This window comes from Rhizobium sp. RU36D (genome assembly GCF_900176345.1).
GTDB lineage: Bacteria > Pseudomonadota > Alphaproteobacteria > Rhizobiales > Rhizobiaceae > Allorhizobium.
Genome location: NZ_FWXU01000002.1, coordinates 59,317 through 75,885, shown reverse-complemented (window position 1 = coordinate 75,885; position 16,569 = coordinate 59,317). Strand labels below are relative to the sequence as shown.

The window sequence follows — 16,569 nt, the reverse complement described above, 5'->3', positions numbered from 1 at the left end:
GATGACATGATTTCCACGACAAGACGTAGTTTGCTTGCTGCCGGTGTTGCGATCGTCGCATTCGCGGCAATGCCAATGGCAGCGTTCGCCCAGCAAGCGCTGCGCTTTGCAGATGTGACCACCGCGGATGCACCCCGTTCGGTGGCACTGGTCAATATCTTCGCCAAGGAACTGGGTGACGGCTACAAATTCGAGCCCTTCTTCAACTCGACGCTGTTCAAGCAGGGGACCGAACTCGTCGCCATCCAGCGCGGCAATCTCGACATGGCAATCCTGCCGCCGGCCGATCTTGCCAAGCAGGCACCGGAATTCGACATCCTGGGCGCTGCCTATGTGGTGCGCAGCCCCGACCACCTGAATGCGATCTTCGACAGCGAGATCGGCGAGGAGTTCCGCAAGATCGCGCGGGAGAAGCTGAAGGTCGAAATTCTGGCACCGGTCTATTACGGCGCGCGCCAGGTCAACCTGAAGGGCGACAAGAAGATCATGAAGCCGGAGGACTTGGCCGGCGTGAAGCTGCGCATGCCCGGCGGCGAAAGCTGGCAGTTCCTCGGCAAGGCAATCGGCGCCAATCCTGTGGCGGTGGACTATGCCGAAACCTATACCGCACTACAGACCGGGGCGATCGACGGCCAGGACAATCCCCTGCCGAACGACAAGCTGATGAAATTCTACGAAGTCACGGACCAGATCGTGCTGACCAGCCACAATATCGGCTTCGGCATGTTCCTGGTGAGCTCCAAGATTTTCGATGCGCTGCCCAAGGACGAGCAGGAGCGTATGCGCTCGCTGGCCAAGAAGGCCTTCGCCTCCAGCACCGCGGAATATCTGAAGCAGGAGAAGGAGTTGATCGACTTCTTCAAGGGCGAAGGGCTTGAGGTTTATGAGCCCGACGTTGAGGCGTTCCGCACCTATGCGCAGAAGCAGTATCTGGAATCGCCGCTATCCAAATCCTGGCCCGCAGGCATGCTCGAGCGCATCAACGCCCTCTGATCGATATCAGTTCACCGGCCGCTTCTAGCTAAAGCGGCCGGTTGCCAGCACATGGGCAATGCCGTGGTCCACATGCTGCTTCAGCATGGCGGTTGCTCCAGCCACGTCACGGGCCAAAGCAAATTCGAAGAGCTTGCGGTGATCATCCGATACGGCCTTCCCGCGGAAGCTGCGCGCCAGAAGATGGTAGCGCAGGAAGCGGTCGAACACGGAAGACAAGGTGTTCATCAGGGTCTGGGATTTGCAGGCGGAGACCAGCGCGCGGTGAAACTCCCAGTCATAGCGCACCCAGTCCGCCGTGCGCTGCATGTCGCCACCGATCAGTCGTCCCTCGACGGCCATCAGCTTGTGGTGTGCGGCAACCACCCCGGCCTCCCACTCCAGATCGCCCGCAGCAAACGAGAGAGAGACCGCGTGGCATTCGAGCAGCGCGCGCAACTCACCAAGCTCCATCAGTTCCTGCGGCGTGGCGGGGCTGACATGAAAGCCGCGCTGTCCCTCGGCAATGACAAGATCTTCGGCTGACAGTCGGCTGAGGATCTCCCGCAGCGTCGGCACGCTCACGCCGTAGCGATCCTTCAGGTGTTCAAGCCGAAGCTTAGCGCCGGGTTCCAAAACGCCGGCAAGGATATCCTGCCGGATCAGCCGGGATGCCACATCCCCAACCGTCTCTCCGTTGCGATGCGGATCCAAAAATTCAGCTCCCGTTCCCTATGTAAGGTAAAATGCAAAATACCAGATGAAATGCAAGATGAATTATGATATCAGCTTCCACAGATTTCCTAATCATGTATTGACATAAACGAACCGTTTAGTACAAAATGATGGTGACGGGTTTTGACCTGTTATTCAGAGGGAATTCCTGGTCCGTGGAGGCGGTCAGGGTTTTGAGGAGGAATCAAAATGCCCAACACATTCACGAGACGTTTCCTGATGGGCGCCTGCCTGGCGGTCGCCAGTGTGTCTGCTGCGCTCGCCCTGCCCGGCCAGTCGCTCGCCCAGGATGCGCCGGTCTTGAAATTTTCTGCCGTCTTTTCGGAGCAGGACATCCGCGCCGGCATGGTCAAGATGTTCGCGGAAGAGCTTAAGGATACGGCCAAGGTCGAACCCTTCTACGGCGGCACGCTCTTCAAGCAGGGAACCGAACTGGTAGCGCTGCAGCGCGGCAACCTGCAGATGGGCAATATCGCCCCGCAGGATATTTCCAAGCAGATCCCGGAATGGTCCGTGCTGACATCGGCCTACCTGTTCCGTGATGCCGCCCATGTCCGCGCCTTCTTCGCCAGCGACGTCGGCGCCGAGTTCAAGAAAATGGCCGAGGAAAAGGCCGGCATCCATATTCTGGGTCCCACCTATTTCGGCGCCCGCCAGGTCGGGTTGAAACTGGACAAGAAGGTCGCGACTCCAGCCGATTTGGCCGGCGTCAAGCTGCGCATGCCCGGTGGCGACGCCTGGCAGTTCCTCGGCCAGGCAATCGGGGCCAATCCGGTGCCCATGGCCTATGCCGAGGTCTATACGGGCCTGCAGACCGGCGCCATTGATGGCCAGGACAATCCGCTTCCCAACGTCAAGAACATGAAGTTCTACGAAGTGATGTCACAGATCGTGCTGACCTCCCACCTGATCGGCTATGACCTGCTGACGATTTCCAGCGAGGTCTGGAAGGGCCTTTCGGACGAACAGCGCACCAAGATCCAGGCGGCGGCCGACAAGGCGATGCAGTGGAGCGAGGAGCAGCACCTGGCGCAGGAAGCCAAGCTGGTCGAGGAATTCAAGGCGGCCGGCTTGCAGGTCTATCAGCCTGACATCGACGCCTTCCGCAAGTTCGCCCAGGAGAAATACCTGGCGTCCGACCTGGCAAAGAGCTGGCCTGCCGGAATCCTTGAAAAGGTCGCAGGTCTCTAACCCCTCAACGGGACGGCGCCGCAGGTTGGTCACGCGATCGGCCTGCGGTGCCCCTCTTCTCGAAAGCGAACCGGATGAAATCCAATTTAATGTCGTGGGGCGCCTGGCTCAGGGCCCGCGCCGAGAACCTGATTGCATTCATGCTCTTCAGCATGTTCGTCATCTTCATTTTGCAGATCCTGTTCCGGTATGCGCTCAATCTATCGATTGGCTGGACCCATGAGGCAAGCGTTGCCTTGTGGATTTGGATCGTGCTGTTCGGCTCGGCTTTCGTCATCCGCGAAGTTGAGGAGATCCGGTTCGACTTCTTCTGGGCCAGCGCCAGTTCCGGTGCCAGACGGATCATGCAGATCATCTGTGCGGTGGCCCTGGTGGTCGCCTTCGGTGTGTCGCTGCCGGCGGTGATCGACTACGTCGCCTTCATGAAGGTTGAAAGCACGGCCTATCTCAAGATCCGCTTCGACTATCTCTATTCCATCTATGTGGTCTTCGCGGTCGCCATGATCGTCCGCTACCTCTGGCTCGGTTTCGCCGCCATCCGTGGCAAGGCGCCCGAAGCCTTCGACCCCACCAAAGCGGGCTCAGGCGTATGAATCTCACAAGTCCATTTTCGATTTCGATCGTCCTCATCACGGCGCTGGCCTTTCTGGGCCTGCCGATCGGCCTTTCGATGATGACCGGTTCCATCGTCTACCTCTACCTTGTCGGGGCAGACATGGGCACGGTGGCCGAACAGTTTCTGAACGGCATGTATTCGAACTACGTCATCCTCTCGGTGCCGCTTTTCATCCTCGCTGCCGAATTCATGAATGTCGGCTCCATGACGGAGCGCCTGCTGGCGTTCTGCAACGTGCTCGTCGGTCGTTTCCGCGGCGGTCTGGCACAGGTCAATGTCGTGCAGAGCATCATCTTTGCCGGCATGTCAGGGTCAGCGGTGGCCGATGCGGCCGGAAGCGGCCGGATGATGCAGAACATGATGACGCGCGACGGTCGCTACCCCGCGAGCTACGCGGCGGCCCTCACGGCGGTAACGTCGGTGATCGGCCCGATCATTCCCCCATCCATTCCGATGGTCATCTATGCCCTCGTCTCGGACGCCTCCATCGGCTATCTGTTCCTTGCCGGCATGGTGCCGGGCCTGCTGATGGCCGTCATGCAGATGGCGCAGGTTGCCTATGACGCCCGCCGCCGCAAGTTCCCCATCGAAGAGCCTGTTCCTGTCCGGGAAATCCCGAAGATCACGATCCGCGCCTTTCCGGCCTTGATGATGCCGGTCCTGCTGCTGGGCTGCATCTATTCCGGCGTGACCACACCGACCGAGGCCGCAGCACTCGCTGCCGCCTATGCGCTGGTGATTTCCATCGGCATCTATCGCAGCATCAGTTGGGGCGCCTTCTACGACTCGCTGCTGCTGAGCGCGAAATCATCGACCTCCATCGGTCTGCTGATCGCGGGTGCCCTTGTCTTCAACTATGTCGTCACCATCGAAAACATCCCCGATACGCTGCGTGTCGTGCTGACGAGCTGGGATCTGTCGCCGACCGGGTTTCTGATCCTTGTCAACGTGCTCTTGCTGTTGCTTGGCTGCGTGCTCGAAGGCACCGCCATTCTGCTGATCATCGTGCCGGTCTTCATTCCCACCGCCCAGGCGCTGGGCATCGACCTGGTGCATTTCGGTGTCGTGGTCGTCGTCAACATCATGCTCGGGCTGGTGACACCGCCATATGGACTGCTGCTGTTCATCATGACCAACATCTCGGGCGTACCGGTGCGAGACATCATCCGCGATGCCTTGCCTTTCCTCGCAGGCATGGTGGTTTGCCTTATCGTGATCACCTTCGTGCCTGACGTGGTGCTGTGGCTGCCACGACTGCTGGGCTACCAGGGTTGACATGATGGACACCAACACCCTGAAGCCAATATATGTGCTGAACGGACCCAACCTCAACCGGCTGGGCAAGCGCGAGCCGGAGATCTACGGTCACGACACCCTGGCCGATGTGGAGGCATGGTGCCGGGAGGCGGCGGGCGATCGCCCCCTGGTCTTCCGGCAGACCAATAGCGAAGAAAAGCTGATCGACCTCGTGCACGAGGCAATCGACGAGGGCGCCGGTATCATCATAAACCCCGCCGCCTTCACCTTCACGTCGCTGGCGCTGCTGGATGCCCTGAAGATGTTTCCGGGGCCGATCATCGAATATCACATCAGCAATGTGCATCGGCGCGAGCCGATCTATCATCGCTCCTATGTATCGATGACCGCAACCACCGTTATGGCCGGCCTTGGTGCCAAGGGTTACCCGATGGCGGTGCGCGCCCTGGAACTGCTGATTACCGAGGGCAAGCGCTGACACCATCGGGCGCCTGCAGACGGTTTGCCCCAGCATGGCGTGTACGTTCTTGATCGCGTATTCGCCTGCCGCAGATACGCCAGCGGTCAGTCAGGGTCGCCTAGCTGTTTCAGAAATCCCGTATCGTCCTCGATACATCCTGGAGGCCGAGAAAGGCCTGGTAACGTCTCCCGTGGATTTCGGCGATGCCATCGCCAACAGGTGCATAGACGGAAGCAATCGCGGAAAGCGCGTTCATGGCGTCGCGAACATCCGGGTAGACGCCTGCCGCCACACTGCCGAGGATGGCCGAGCCGAGCAGGACAGGTTCGTCCGCGACGGTCGCCACGACCTGCTTGCCGCAGGCATCGGCCAGGATCTGGCGCACCAGCGGGCTTGCACCCGCGCCGCCGCTGATGACGACCCGCTCGACCGAGGCGCCGGATTTTGCCTGCGTTTCGATGATCTGGCGAAGGCCGTAACCGATGCCGCAGAGACCGGCGATGTAGAGCGCGATGAGATTGTCGAAGTCCCGCTCCATGCCCAGGCCCGCGATCACGGCACGGGCATGCGGGTCGGCGAAGGGTGCACGGTTGCCGAGAAATTCCGGCACGACATGCAGGCCGGCCGCAAGGTCGACGGTCTCCGAGGCATTCGCCACCTTCAATGCCGCCTGTTCGGCCATGAAGGCTGGCAAGGAAAGACCCTTGGCCCGAGCCATGGCGGACGCCCCGGCAGCAGCCGGATGAAACGAGAGAAGCTGGTCGATCGCGGCCCCCGCGGCACTCTGGCCACCCTCGTTCAGCCACATGCCGGGTACCATGGCCGAATAATAGGGGCCCCAGACGCCGGGCACGAAGACTGGCTCGGTCGTCGACGTCATGGTGCAGGAGGAGGTGCCGAAGACATAGGCCAGGTTCTCGGCGGGCTTGCCGCCGATGCCGACCGTGCCGATGCCACCGGCATGGGCATCGATCATGCCGGCCGCCACGGCCGTGCCGGGCTTGAGCCCCATGGCTTGGGCGGCCTCTGCCGTCAGCCCCTGCCCCAGGCGCGTGCCGGGCTCGACGATCTCAGTGCCGATGCGGGCAAAACCTTCAGCCGCCAGCTCTTCAAGGCCGATCTTCTTGAAATAGCTGTCGTCCCAGCGCGCCTCATGGGCGAGATAGGTCCATTTGCAGGTCACGGTACAGGTCGAGCGGGCGAGATCGCCTGTTGATTTCCAGGTGAGGAAATCGGCCAGATCGAAGAACTGCCAGGCGGCGGCGAAGGTCGCCGGGCGGTTTTCCTTGAGCCACAGGATCTTCGGCGTTTCCATCTCGGGCGAGATGCGACCGCCGACATAACGCAACACGTCGTGGCCCATCGCGTTGATGCGCTCGGCCTGCGCAACCGCGCGGTGATCCATCCAGACGATGATGTCGCGCTCGGCCTCTTCCGAAGGCCCGACGGCAAGCGGCGCACCACCCTCGCCCAGCACCACCAGCGAGCAGGTTGCATCGAAGCCGAGGCCGACCACCTGTTCGGGCGGCACACCGGCTGTCTGCACGGCCTCACGGATGATCGTGCAGACGGCATTCCAGATCTCGGTGCTCGATTGCTCGACTATCGAGCCCGCCTCGCGGTGGAGCGTGATGTCGCGCTTGGCCACCGAGAGCATGTTGCCATTGAGGTCGAACAGACCCGCACGCGCGCTGCCCGTCCCGACATCGACACCGATGACGTAGTGCGAGGCCCCCTCGGGCGAGTTTTGAACTGGGCTCATGATCTCATGCTCTGCTGTCGACTGGCTATGGGCGGGCTTGTGGGATCTTGCCGGCGTCAGAGATCGACGCTGTTCGGCAGGATCACGAGGTCGCGGATGGTCACGTTGCGCGGGCGCGACAGCATGAAGAGCACGGCATCGGCCACTTCCTTCGGCTGCATCAGGCTGCCATTGGCGAGTGCTTCTTCCATCTTGGCCTTCGGCCAGTCATCGAGCAGCGCGGTTACCACCGGCCCCGGCAGGACGGCGCCAACACGCACGCCATGCTGCGCCACCTGGCGGCGGGTCGAATGCACGAAGGCCTGGACGGCAAATTTCGAGGCCGTGTAGATCGGCTCCCAGACGACCGGCACGACGCCAGCGATAGAGCTGGTGAAAAGAATATCACCCGACCTCTGCGCGATCATGTGCGGCAGCACCGCATGCACGGAGCGGAAAGCGGCGTTGATGTTGAGGTTCAGCATCCGGTCCCAGGCATCCGGATCGCCCTCGGCCACCGGACCGCCGATATAGGCACCGGCATTGGCGTGGAAAATGTCGAGGCCTCCAGCGAGCTCAAGGATGCGCGGAAGCATGCCGGAGACGGCTGGGCCGTCGAAGAGATCCACCACCAGAGGCTTGGCGCGCTCGCCGAGCTCCCGGCACAATGTCTCAAGCTTGTCCCCGGCGCGGTCGATCAGGACAACCGTCGCGCCTTCGGCAATCAGCGTGCGGGCGCATTCGAGGCCGATCCCCGAGGCAGCTCCGGTAATGGCGGCAACCTTGCCCTTCATGAGTTCAGTCATGTCTTTCTCCAGTCTTCTTTTGTCAGGCGCGGCCGTGGCTGACACGCGAGCGGCGCGCAAGCGAGTCGACGATGACGGCAATGGCAAGAACGGCGCCGGTAATCATGTAGCGAAGCGACGAGCTGAGGTTGAGCAGCGTCAGGCCGTTCGAGATCGCCTGGATGACGATGATGCCAAGCAGCGCGGAATAGGCACTGCCACGCCCACCAAACAGGCTGGTCCCGCCGATGACGGCTGCCGCGATCGCATTGAGGTTGACGTCACCCGTACCCGCCTGCTGGCTGGACGAGGCGAGACGGGCGGCCGACAGCGTGCCACCAAGGGCGGCGAGCGTCGAGCACAGCATGAAGGCGCTCATGTAGATGCGGCGGACATTGATACCCGAGCGGCGCGCGGCTTCGCGATTACCACCGACGGCAAACATCGAGCGGCCCCATTGGGTCTTGGTCAGCGCATAGTTGAGGATCACCACCAATGCCACGAACAGGCCGAACATCCACGGCACACCGCGGCCGAGATTGAGATAATAGACGGCCGCCTCGAGGACGAGGGTAAGGACGGCGGCCTTGATCACCAGGCTGCTGAGCGGCTGCGATGAGAGATTGACCGACTGCCTACGGTTGCGAATGACGATACCGGTGACGATCAGCACCGTGCCAGGCACCAGCGCCAGCAGATAGGACAGCCAGTCCGGCATGACGAGGATCTGGCCGAAGCGCACGAGCGGCGAGGCATAGGGCAGGTTGATGCTGCCGGTCGGCCCGAGAATGTAGAGCTGCATGCCGAGAAGTGCGAGCAGGCCGGCAAGCGTGGCCACGAAGCTCGGCATGCCGAGCCTGTTGTAGAGCATGGCATAGAGCGCACCGACGGCTGCACCGGTCACCAGCGCCGCGCCGATTGCGAGCGGCAGCGACATGCCGGAATTGACCCAGAGCACCCCGATGATCGCCGAAGCGAGACCGCTCATCGAGCCGACCGAGAGGTCGATCTCGCCAAGGATCAGCACGCAGACGATGCCGAGCGAGATGATGCCGACGGTCGCGCAGTCGAACAGAAGATTGACCAGGTTGTTCGGCGCCAGGAAGATCGGGTTCAGGATGCTGAACACCGTCGAGATGACGATCAGGCCGATCGCCACCGGCAGCATGCCGAGATCGCCGGAGCGAACGCGGCTGATGAAGGCACGGACCATGCCGCCGATGCCGTCGGCATGGCTGACACGCTCGTCGCTGCGATCGAGGGCAAGCGAGGTAGGCTTCGAATTGGGGGACATGTCAGTGCTCATGCGTGGCTCCCACCGGTGGCTGCCTGCTCGCCGCTCTTGCGGCCGGCACGGCGCGACACGGAATTTTCAGTGGCGCCGGTGATGGCCGCCACAAGTTCCTGATTGGAGGCGTCAGGTGTGAAGACGCCGTTGTTCTTGCCCAGCCGGAGCACGACGATGCGGTCGGCAACGGCGCGCACGTCTTCCATATTGTGGCTGATGATGATCACGCCGAGGCCGCGCTCGCGCACCCGCTCGATGAGGTTCAGCACCTCCGCCGTCTGGGCAACGCCAAGGGCTGCCGTCGGCTCGTCGAGCATGATGATCTTGGGGTCGAGAAGCAGCGAACGGGCAATCGCCACCGTCTGGCGCTGGCCGCCGGACAGCGAGGCGATCGGCTCGCGCACCGAGGGGATGCGGGCAGCAAGTTCGCGCAGAAGCGTCCAGGCGCGCACTTCCATGGCCACCTCATCGAGGTTCCACGGCGACAGTTCATGCCCGAGAAACAGGTTGGCCACCACGTCAAGGTTTTCGCAGAGCGCCAGATCCTGGAACACGGTCGCAATACCCAGTTCGAGCGCGCGGCTCGGGCTGTCGAGCGAGACCTCCTGGCCGAGGAACTCGATGCGGCCGGCACTCGGCTGGTGCACGCCGGCGAGAACCTTGATCAGGGTCGACTTGCCGGCACCATTGTCGCCGACCAGCGCGACGACCTCGCCTGCCTTCACGTCCAGCTCGATATCGCTCAGTGCGGAGACGGCACCGAAGTTCTTCGAGACATTGCTCAGCTTCAGGATGGTCGTACCCTTCGGGGGCAGACCGATGTCATTTCGTTGCATGACGCGGCGCTCTTCTTTGCAAATGGAATACGCCCGGCCGGGGCAAGCCCCGACCGAGCGCCTTGGGAGACATTACTTGATAATGCCGAGCTTCTTGCAACCCTCGGCATATTCGCCGGTGCAGACTTCCTCAGGCTTCTGGATGCCCTTGTCGAAGATTTCTGCCTTGATGTTTTCCTGGGTCACGACAGCCGGCACGAACAGTTCGGACGGCGTGTTGTAGAGCGTGGTCTTGGCTTCGACGGTCTCGCCCTTGAGCAGCTTGACGGCGACATTGGCGGCAGCGGCGGCAACGATTTCCGAGGGCTTGGAGATCGTGTTGTACTGGTCGCCCGAGATGATCAACTGCAGGGCAGCGATCGTCGCGTCATTGCCGGTGACCGGCGGGACCGGGTTCACGCCGGCAGCTTTGAAGGCAGCGATCGCGCCACCGCCGGTGCCGTCATTGGCGGCAACCACGCCCTTGATCTCGGCGCCGAAGCGGGTGATCTGGCCGGCAGCCCATTCCTGTGCCTTCGGCGGCGCCCATTCCGGCGTGTCGAATTCGGCCAGCGTCTTGTAGCCGGAGTCCTTGAGGCCGCGATGGATGCCGTCACGAATGAGGCCAGCCGCTGCATCGGTCGGCGAACCGTTGATCTGCAGCACGCCGGAACCTTCCGGAACGCCACTGGCCTTCAGATGCTCGACGAGCGACTTCGAGATGGCGTGGCCGATGCCTTCGTTGTCGAAGGAAACATAGTAGTCGGCAGCCTTGTCCGGGATCGGGCGATCATAGGCGATGACCTTGACGCCCTGGGACTGGGCGATTTCGACCAGCGCCGCGGCCGCAGCCGAATCGACGGGGTCGAGCACGACAACCTTGGCGCCCTGGGCGATCACCGAGTTGAACTGCTGCTGCTGAAGCGCGACGTCAGCATTGGCGTTCTGGTAGATCACGGTGCAGCTCGAGCATAGCTTGCTCATCTCAGCCTTGAAACCGGGATAGTCGTGCTGTTCATAGCGCGTCGACGCCTGGTCGGGCATCAGGAAGGCGACGGTCGCCCCCTCTTGCGCCAGGGCGGCACCGGACCCTATTGCGGCGAGACCGACAGTTGCCAGCAGCATGGAACGAATTTTCATATCTAACTCTCCTCCTTGAATGGGAACAATCTGCTTTGAGAAACCCGTCCGGACCTTCACTCGCCACACCCTATCCGCGTCGCCCTGAATTGAGCGCGCAGGAGGTCGTTCGTCGCCGAACACATCGGCGCCGCAAGACATGGGCACAGACAGAATGCCTCCCGGTCGACCCTCCACAGCCAAACCGTATCATCGATTGAGCACCGTTGCTCAATCGATGAAGCAAGAATTGCCACTTCTCGCGTTTGATGTCAAGTTAGGTCTCTCAGGAGGAAGTCAGTGAATCAGCAGCGCCCGCAAAAAAAGACGACGATCTATGATCTGGCAGAACTGGCAGGAACCTCCGCAAGCGCCGTCAGCGCCGTCCTGAACGGCAACTGGAAAAAGCGCAGGATCAGCACCCAGCTCGCGGAGAAAATCACCCGTATTGCCGAGGAGCAGGGCTATGCCGTCAACATGCAGGCGAGCCTTCTGCGCCGGGAAAAATCCCGCATCATCGGCATGATCGTCCCGAAATACGATAACCGCTATTTCGGCTCGATCGTCGAGACCTTCGAAATCATGGCGCGCGAGCGCGGGCTCTTCCCGATCATCACCTGCACATTGCGCGATCCCGAGCTGGAGGTGGAAGCGGCACGGACCATGCTGTCCTATCAGGTCGAATGGCTGATCTCGACCGGCGCCACCAATCCGGATCGCATCACGGACATCTGCCTTGCCGCCGGCACGCGCAGCCTCAATCTCGACCTTCCCGGAACGAAGGCCACGTCGATTATCTCAGACAACTTCGCCGGCGCACGCGAACTCACGCGCCGCACGCTGGTCAACCATCAGGCCAAGACCGGCATCATGGCGCCGCTGCTCTTCATCGGAGGTCGCGGGACCGACCACAACACGGCCGAACGTATCCGCGGCTTCCGCACGGCGCATCAGGATCTGGGCGTGCCGATCGAAGAGCATCACATCCTTGCCTGCGGCTACGCGCCGGAAAAGGCCGCCCAGGCGCTGAGCGTCATGGCGGAACGGGAAGGTAGCGTGCCCCGCGGCATGTTTGTCAATTCGACAATCTCGCTTGAAGGTGTCATGCGGTGGATCAAAACATCAGCGCATTTTGAACGAGAGCAACCCATCATCGGCTGCTTCGACTGGGACCCGTTCGTGGCACTTCTCGGTCACGATATTGAAATGGCGCGCCAGAATGTTCCGGGCATGCTGGGCGCGGCCTTCGATATTGTTGAAAAGGGGAGCAGCGACGGCCAGAAGCTGATCGAGATCGCCCCGATTTTCGATCAAACACGCGCAGGGAATTAACGAGGGCAGCGCCGATCCCAGCAGATAGGCAATGCCGCATTTGGCGTCAGCCGTGCCGCTTCGAAAGCGCCAGCTCTATGCGATCAAGCCCATCTGACAACATCGCGCGCGGGCAGCCGAAATTGAGCCGGATGAACCTCTCATAGCCCGCTCCGAACTCGGCGCCGGCGCTGAAGCCAACCTTGCCGTGGTTCAAGAAGTGCGCTTGTGGGTCCGGCTTGAGATCAAGGGCGCTGCAATCCAGCCAGGCAAGGAAGGTACTCTCGGCCTTGATCAGGCGGATCTCCGGAAAGCGGCTGGCAACTTCCTGCGATAGATAGTCCCGGTTCGACTGGATATAGGCCAGCATCGCCGTCTTCCACGCCTCTCCATGGCGGAAGGCGGCCAGCGTTGCTTCCAGTCCCAGGATATTGACGCTGTCCACCATGCCCAGTTTCGAGGCCATGAAGCGCTCCCGCATCGCCTTGTTCTGAACGATGGCGAAAGCGGTCTTCAGGCCGGCGATGTTATAGGTCTTGGCCGCCGACATGAGGGTGATGGTGCGGTTGGCGATCTCGGGCGAGAGTGTGGCGACCGGCACATGCGTGCGATTGTCGAAAAGCAGCTCGCAATGGATCTCGTCGGAGATGATCAGCGTGTCGTTCCGCTCGCAAAGGGCGGCGATCACCTGCAGTTCATCCGGGGTGAAGACTTTGCCCGTCGGGTTATGGGGATTGCAGAACAGCAAGGCGCGTGCCTGCCCAAGCTTCTTGTCGAAATCGTTGAGGTCGATCTTGTAGCCGTCGTCCGTTGCGAGCAGCGGTGCGTCGATGCGCTTCATGTCCCAATGGGATGGCGCATTCAGCATCGGACGATAGGCGGGTGTCTGAACGACAACGCCATCGCCGGGCTGCAGCATCGCCTTGAGCGCCATGTTGAAACCAGGTTCCACACCCGGCAGGAAAACGATGTCCTCGGGCTCGATCGACCAGCCGTATTTCGTCTGCATGTCGGAAACGATCTGGTGGCGCAGTTCGTCGCGGCCTACGCCATAGCCAAGACAGGGATGGTCCAAGCGGCGGCGGATGGCGTCGAAGATTTCCGGAGCGGATGGAAAGTCCATGTCGGCAACCCACATGGGCAGCACGTCGGCGCCATACCGGCTCCACTTGGAGCTTCCGGTATCACGCCGCTCGATGATCCTGTCGAAATCCAACATGTCTCTCAGATCCTTCCGATCTTATGCTTGTGCAAGCCGGCGCTCCTGCCTGGCGATCAGCGTTTCGACCTCGGCCACGGCGAGAGGCGAAAGGGCTGCTCCCGGACGCCGCTGGGCGGCACTGGCAATGGCACCGCGCTTCGCCAGCACATATTTGCGCACCGCCAGGCCAAGACCCGGCTGCTGTTCATAGCGCATCAGCGGCAGATAGGCATCGAACAGATCCCGCGCTGCATCATATTGGTTTTCCCTCGCCAGCCGGCAGACATCCACCATCATCTCGGGATAGGCAAAACCGGTCATGGCACCATCGGCACCGCGTTGCATCTCCTCCGGCAGGAACACCCCGGCATTGCCGCAGAGGATGGAGACGCGACGGCGGCCCTTGGCCTCGGCATCGCGCAGGTCGGTGATCTTCTGCAGCCCCGGCCAGTCCTCATGCTTGAGCATGACGATACCAGGATGCGTCTCGAAGATCTGGCCAAGGGTCTTGGACGAAATCTGCACCCCCGTCGACAGCGGAAAATCCTGCAGTACGACGGGCACGTCAGGGCCTACGGTTTCCACGACATTGCGATAATAGGTGATGATCTGCTCATCGGTGCGCAGGCTGGCGGGCGGAGCCACCATCACGCCGGCCGCGCCCATGTCCATGACCGCCTTGGTCAGCTCGCCCAAAGCCGCAAGGCCGGGCGCCGAGACGCCGACGACGACGGGCCTATCGGCGGATCGCTTCAGGGTCTGGCGGGTGATGTCGATCGATTCGGCCTGGGTCAGCTTCGGCGCTTCGCCCATCATGCCGAGAATGGTCAGGCCATCGGCGCCCTTGTCAAAGTAGAAATCCACCATGCTGTCGATGCTCGCCGTATCGACTGCCCCGTCATCCCTGAAGGGTGTGCAGGCGATGACGAAAACACCCGATGTCTGGGCATTGATCAGGGCCATGTCTTGCTCCTTGGCAGAATTGAAATTTTGGAGGGAAAAGGCTCAGGCAATCAGAACCAGGCGGAAGTACCCCGCGCCACATAGCGCCCGTCACCAGGCGAGTTGACGATCTCAGCACCATCCCAGGCCAGTTTGCCGCCGACATAGGTGCGGGCGACGCGGACCGAGAATTCGCGGCCGTCGAACGGGCTCCAGCAAAGCTCGTCATGCGCCTGGGCCGAATCCCAAACCTGGCGCTCGCGCCTGACAATGGTGATGTCGGCATCGGATCCGATCCGCAAGGCGCCCTTCTGCGGCCACAAGCCGAAGAACTTGGCGGGTCTCTCGCAGAGCTGCTCGACTGTCATCTGGACCGCATCGAAACCGCGTATTTCGGCACCGGTGAAGAAGGCCGGCAGCAGCGTTTCGAGGCCCGGGACGCCGGCGCCGGCGTCGAAGATGGAGTCCGTCAGCTTGTTGTCGATCGGCCAGCTGGAATGGTCTGAACTGACAAAGGCCACCCGGCCCGAGTCGACATCATCCCAGAGCTCCTCGATCTGTCCGGGGCGGATGGGCGGGTTGACCTTCATCCTGGCGCCCAGTGCCGGACCGTCGATTTCGGGGTCGAACCAGAGGTAATGGACGCAGAGTTCGCCGGTGGCGCGATATCCATCCGACAGGTAATTCTCGACGAGGTCGAAACCGCGCGTGGTCGTCAGATGAACAATGTGCGCATGGGCGCCAGCGGCAGCGCCAAGCTCCAGGAACTGCGCCGTGGCAGCCAGTTCGGCAGCCGGCGGCCGGCTCTGCGAATGGGCCTCGATGCTGTTGAGACCGGCTGCCTTGGCCGCCGCAATGCGAGCGCGGACGATCTCCTGGTCTTCATTGTGCACGCCGAGCGGAATATCCGTCTCAGCCAGCACCTCGAAGATCTCCAGGATCTGGTTGGCGGAAATGCGCGGAAAGCGCGTCGGGCTGCTTTCGAAGGTCGAGATCTTGAAGGCCACGATGCCGGCATCGATCAGCGCCTGGATCTCCTCCGTCGACTGCTGGGGCATGACGGTGCCATAGAGCGCCACATTGGCATGGGCGTGCTCCGCGATCGCTGCGACCTTGGCGTCCAGCCGTGCGACGCTGTCGAGCGGTGCCGGATTGTCATAAGGCATATCCACGATCGTGGTGACCCCGCCTGCCACCGCCGAGCGGGTGGTCGAGCGAATGCCCGGCAGGCCGCCATAGCTGCAGGCGTGGGTCTGTCCATCAATCACGCCTGGAATGACCAGGTCGCTGCCCGCATCGAAATAGGCCGCCGATGCCGGATGCTCGCCGCTGCCGATCGCAGCGATCTGGCCCTCGCGAATGGCGATCCATGCGCCTTCCTGTGGGCCGTCCGGCAGGACCAGGGTTCCGCGGATCACAGTGTCATAGGTGGTCATGCCGGGATCCCCTTGTGCTGCTGCGGGCCATAGCGCAGGTCGAGCGTGGTGCAGGCCAGGGCGACGCCGGCCTGAACCGGATCGATGACCGGGAGCCCGAGCGCCTCCTGCATGGCCTGGCGATAGCCGCCAAGCCCAGCGCAGCCGAGTATGATGACATCGGCACCGTCTTCGTCGCGCAGGCGCCGGCCGGTGCGCGCCACCGTTTCAATCACGTCGCTGGCGATGAGTTGCACGACCGTCATGTCGATCGAGCGGTCGCCGGCAAGGCGTCCGTCGAAACCGAGCGTCTTGAGATAGCGCAGGTGGCGATCGATCGAGGACTGTCCCAGCGAAACGATGCCGAATTTGCTGCCCAGCCCCAGCGCCGCCAGATAGGCTGCCTCGGCAATGCCGATGACGGGCCGGCGCGTGGCCTTGCGAACCGCGGCAATGCCGGGATCGGAAAAGCAGGCGAGCACGATGGCATCCGCGGCGGTGGCGGCAACGGCTTCCAGGATGTTCGGGATCACTTCACCGACATGGGCATCCGTTTCGATACCTGGCGGCGACTTGGCAAGTTCGATGCAGCGGATATCGTGGCGCGTGGCCTGCCGCACGGGGCCGAGGCAATCCTGCATGGACTGGGTCACGGCGACGGAACTGTTGGGATTGATGACGAGGATTTCAGACAAGGCGATACCTGCGATATGCCGGCAGT

General features: G+C 62.0%; 16 protein-coding genes. 6 read left to right on the top strand and 10 right to left on the bottom strand.

Annotated elements, in window-relative coordinates; translation table 11 throughout:
* Nucleotides 1-6: 6 nt before the first annotated feature.
* Nucleotides 7-993 (top strand): sialic acid TRAP transporter substrate-binding protein SiaP, encoded by a 987-nt coding sequence (locus B9A97_RS03290; protein WP_084363577.1) that lies wholly within the window; start codon nt 7-9, stop codon nt 991-993.
* Nucleotides 994-1,017: 24 nt separating this feature from the next.
* On the opposite strand, the gene B9A97_RS03285 is transcribed toward B9A97_RS03290, so the two are convergent.
* Nucleotides 1,018-1,686 carry a GntR family transcriptional regulator gene (locus B9A97_RS03285; protein WP_084363576.1) on the bottom strand — a complete coding sequence of 223 codons (669 nt, stop codon included), beginning with the start codon at nt 1,684-1,686 and terminating at the stop codon, nt 1,018-1,020.
* A gap of 210 nt (nt 1,687-1,896) precedes the next feature.
* On the opposite strand from B9A97_RS03285, the gene dctP reads away from it, so the two are divergent.
* The 4 genes from dctP to B9A97_RS03265 all read left to right on the top strand — a co-directional run bounded on the left by dctP (nt 1,897) and on the right by B9A97_RS03265 (nt 5,249).
* Complete coding sequence (dctP, locus tag B9A97_RS03280; protein WP_084363575.1) at nt 1,897-2,898, top strand: TRAP transporter substrate-binding protein DctP; 1,002 nt, start codon at nt 1,897-1,899, stop codon at nt 2,896-2,898.
* A 74-nt stretch (nt 2,899-2,972) separates the two neighbouring features.
* On the top strand, nt 2,973-3,491 hold the full coding sequence (locus B9A97_RS03275) for a TRAP transporter small permease (RefSeq protein WP_084363574.1): 519 nt from the start codon (nt 2,973-2,975) through the stop codon (nt 3,489-3,491).
* Nucleotides 3,488-4,789, top strand: coding sequence for a TRAP transporter large permease (locus B9A97_RS03270; protein WP_084363573.1), 1,302 nt, complete (start codon nt 3,488-3,490; stop codon nt 4,787-4,789). Before B9A97_RS03275 ends, B9A97_RS03270 begins: the two co-directional genes overlap by 4 nt.
* 1 nt (nt 4,790) lies before the next feature.
* Complete coding sequence (locus B9A97_RS03265) at nt 4,791-5,249, top strand: type II 3-dehydroquinate dehydratase (protein ID WP_244564111.1); 459 nt, start codon at nt 4,791-4,793, stop codon at nt 5,247-5,249.
* A 109-nt stretch (nt 5,250-5,358) separates the two neighbouring features.
* On the opposite strand, the gene B9A97_RS03260 is transcribed toward B9A97_RS03265, so the two are convergent.
* The 5 genes from B9A97_RS03260 to B9A97_RS03240 all read right to left on the bottom strand — a co-directional run bounded on the left by B9A97_RS03260 (nt 5,359) and on the right by B9A97_RS03240 (nt 11,000).
* Nucleotides 5,359-6,993, bottom strand: a complete 1,635-nt coding sequence (locus tag B9A97_RS03260; RefSeq protein ID WP_084363572.1) for an FGGY-family carbohydrate kinase — start codon at nt 6,991-6,993, stop codon at nt 5,359-5,361.
* 56 nt (nt 6,994-7,049) lie between these two features.
* On the bottom strand, nt 7,050-7,778 hold the full coding sequence (locus tag B9A97_RS03255; RefSeq protein WP_084363571.1) for an SDR family oxidoreductase: 729 nt from the start codon (nt 7,776-7,778) through the stop codon (nt 7,050-7,052).
* Nucleotides 7,779-7,800: 22 nt separating this feature from the next.
* The gene (locus tag B9A97_RS03250; RefSeq protein WP_084363570.1) at nt 7,801-9,051 is read right to left on the bottom strand and encodes a sugar ABC transporter permease; all 1,251 of its coding nucleotides are present in this window, start codon (nt 9,049-9,051) and stop codon (nt 7,801-7,803) included.
* Between the two features lie 8 nt (nt 9,052-9,059).
* Nucleotides 9,060-9,881: an ATP-binding cassette domain-containing protein gene (locus tag B9A97_RS03245; RefSeq protein ID WP_084363569.1), complete on the bottom strand. Its 822-nt coding sequence runs from the start codon at nt 9,879-9,881 to the stop codon at nt 9,060-9,062.
* A 72-nt stretch (nt 9,882-9,953) separates the two neighbouring features.
* Nucleotides 9,954-11,000 (bottom strand): ABC transporter substrate-binding protein, encoded by a 1,047-nt coding sequence (locus B9A97_RS03240; protein WP_084363568.1) that lies wholly within the window; start codon nt 10,998-11,000, stop codon nt 9,954-9,956.
* 279 nt (nt 11,001-11,279) lie between these two features.
* On the opposite strand from B9A97_RS03240, the gene B9A97_RS03235 reads away from it, so the two are divergent.
* Nucleotides 11,280-12,311 (top strand): LacI family DNA-binding transcriptional regulator, encoded by a 1,032-nt coding sequence (locus tag B9A97_RS03235; protein ID WP_084363567.1) that lies wholly within the window; start codon nt 11,280-11,282, stop codon nt 12,309-12,311.
* A gap of 46 nt (nt 12,312-12,357) precedes the next feature.
* Here the strand turns inward: B9A97_RS03235 and B9A97_RS03230 are convergent, their stop codons facing one another.
* From B9A97_RS03230 to B9A97_RS03215, 4 genes are read right to left on the bottom strand one after another with little or no spacing between them, the layout of a single operon-like run.
* Nucleotides 12,358-13,509 carry a MalY/PatB family protein gene (locus B9A97_RS03230; protein ID WP_084363566.1) on the bottom strand — a complete coding sequence of 384 codons (1,152 nt, stop codon included), beginning with the start codon at nt 13,507-13,509 and terminating at the stop codon, nt 12,358-12,360.
* Nucleotides 13,510-13,530: 21 nt separating this feature from the next.
* Nucleotides 13,531-14,454 (bottom strand): dihydrodipicolinate synthase family protein, encoded by a 924-nt coding sequence (locus tag B9A97_RS03225; protein ID WP_084363565.1) that lies wholly within the window; start codon nt 14,452-14,454, stop codon nt 13,531-13,533.
* 50 nt (nt 14,455-14,504) lie between these two features.
* Nucleotides 14,505-15,869 carry a dihydroorotase gene (locus tag B9A97_RS03220; RefSeq protein WP_084363564.1) on the bottom strand — a complete coding sequence of 455 codons (1,365 nt, stop codon included), beginning with the start codon at nt 15,867-15,869 and terminating at the stop codon, nt 14,505-14,507.
* The gene (locus B9A97_RS03215; RefSeq protein ID WP_084363563.1) at nt 15,866-16,543 is read right to left on the bottom strand and encodes an aspartate/glutamate racemase family protein; all 678 of its coding nucleotides are present in this window, start codon (nt 16,541-16,543) and stop codon (nt 15,866-15,868) included. Before B9A97_RS03215 ends, B9A97_RS03220 begins: the two co-directional genes overlap by 4 nt.
* Nucleotides 16,544-16,569: the final 26 nt, after the last annotated feature.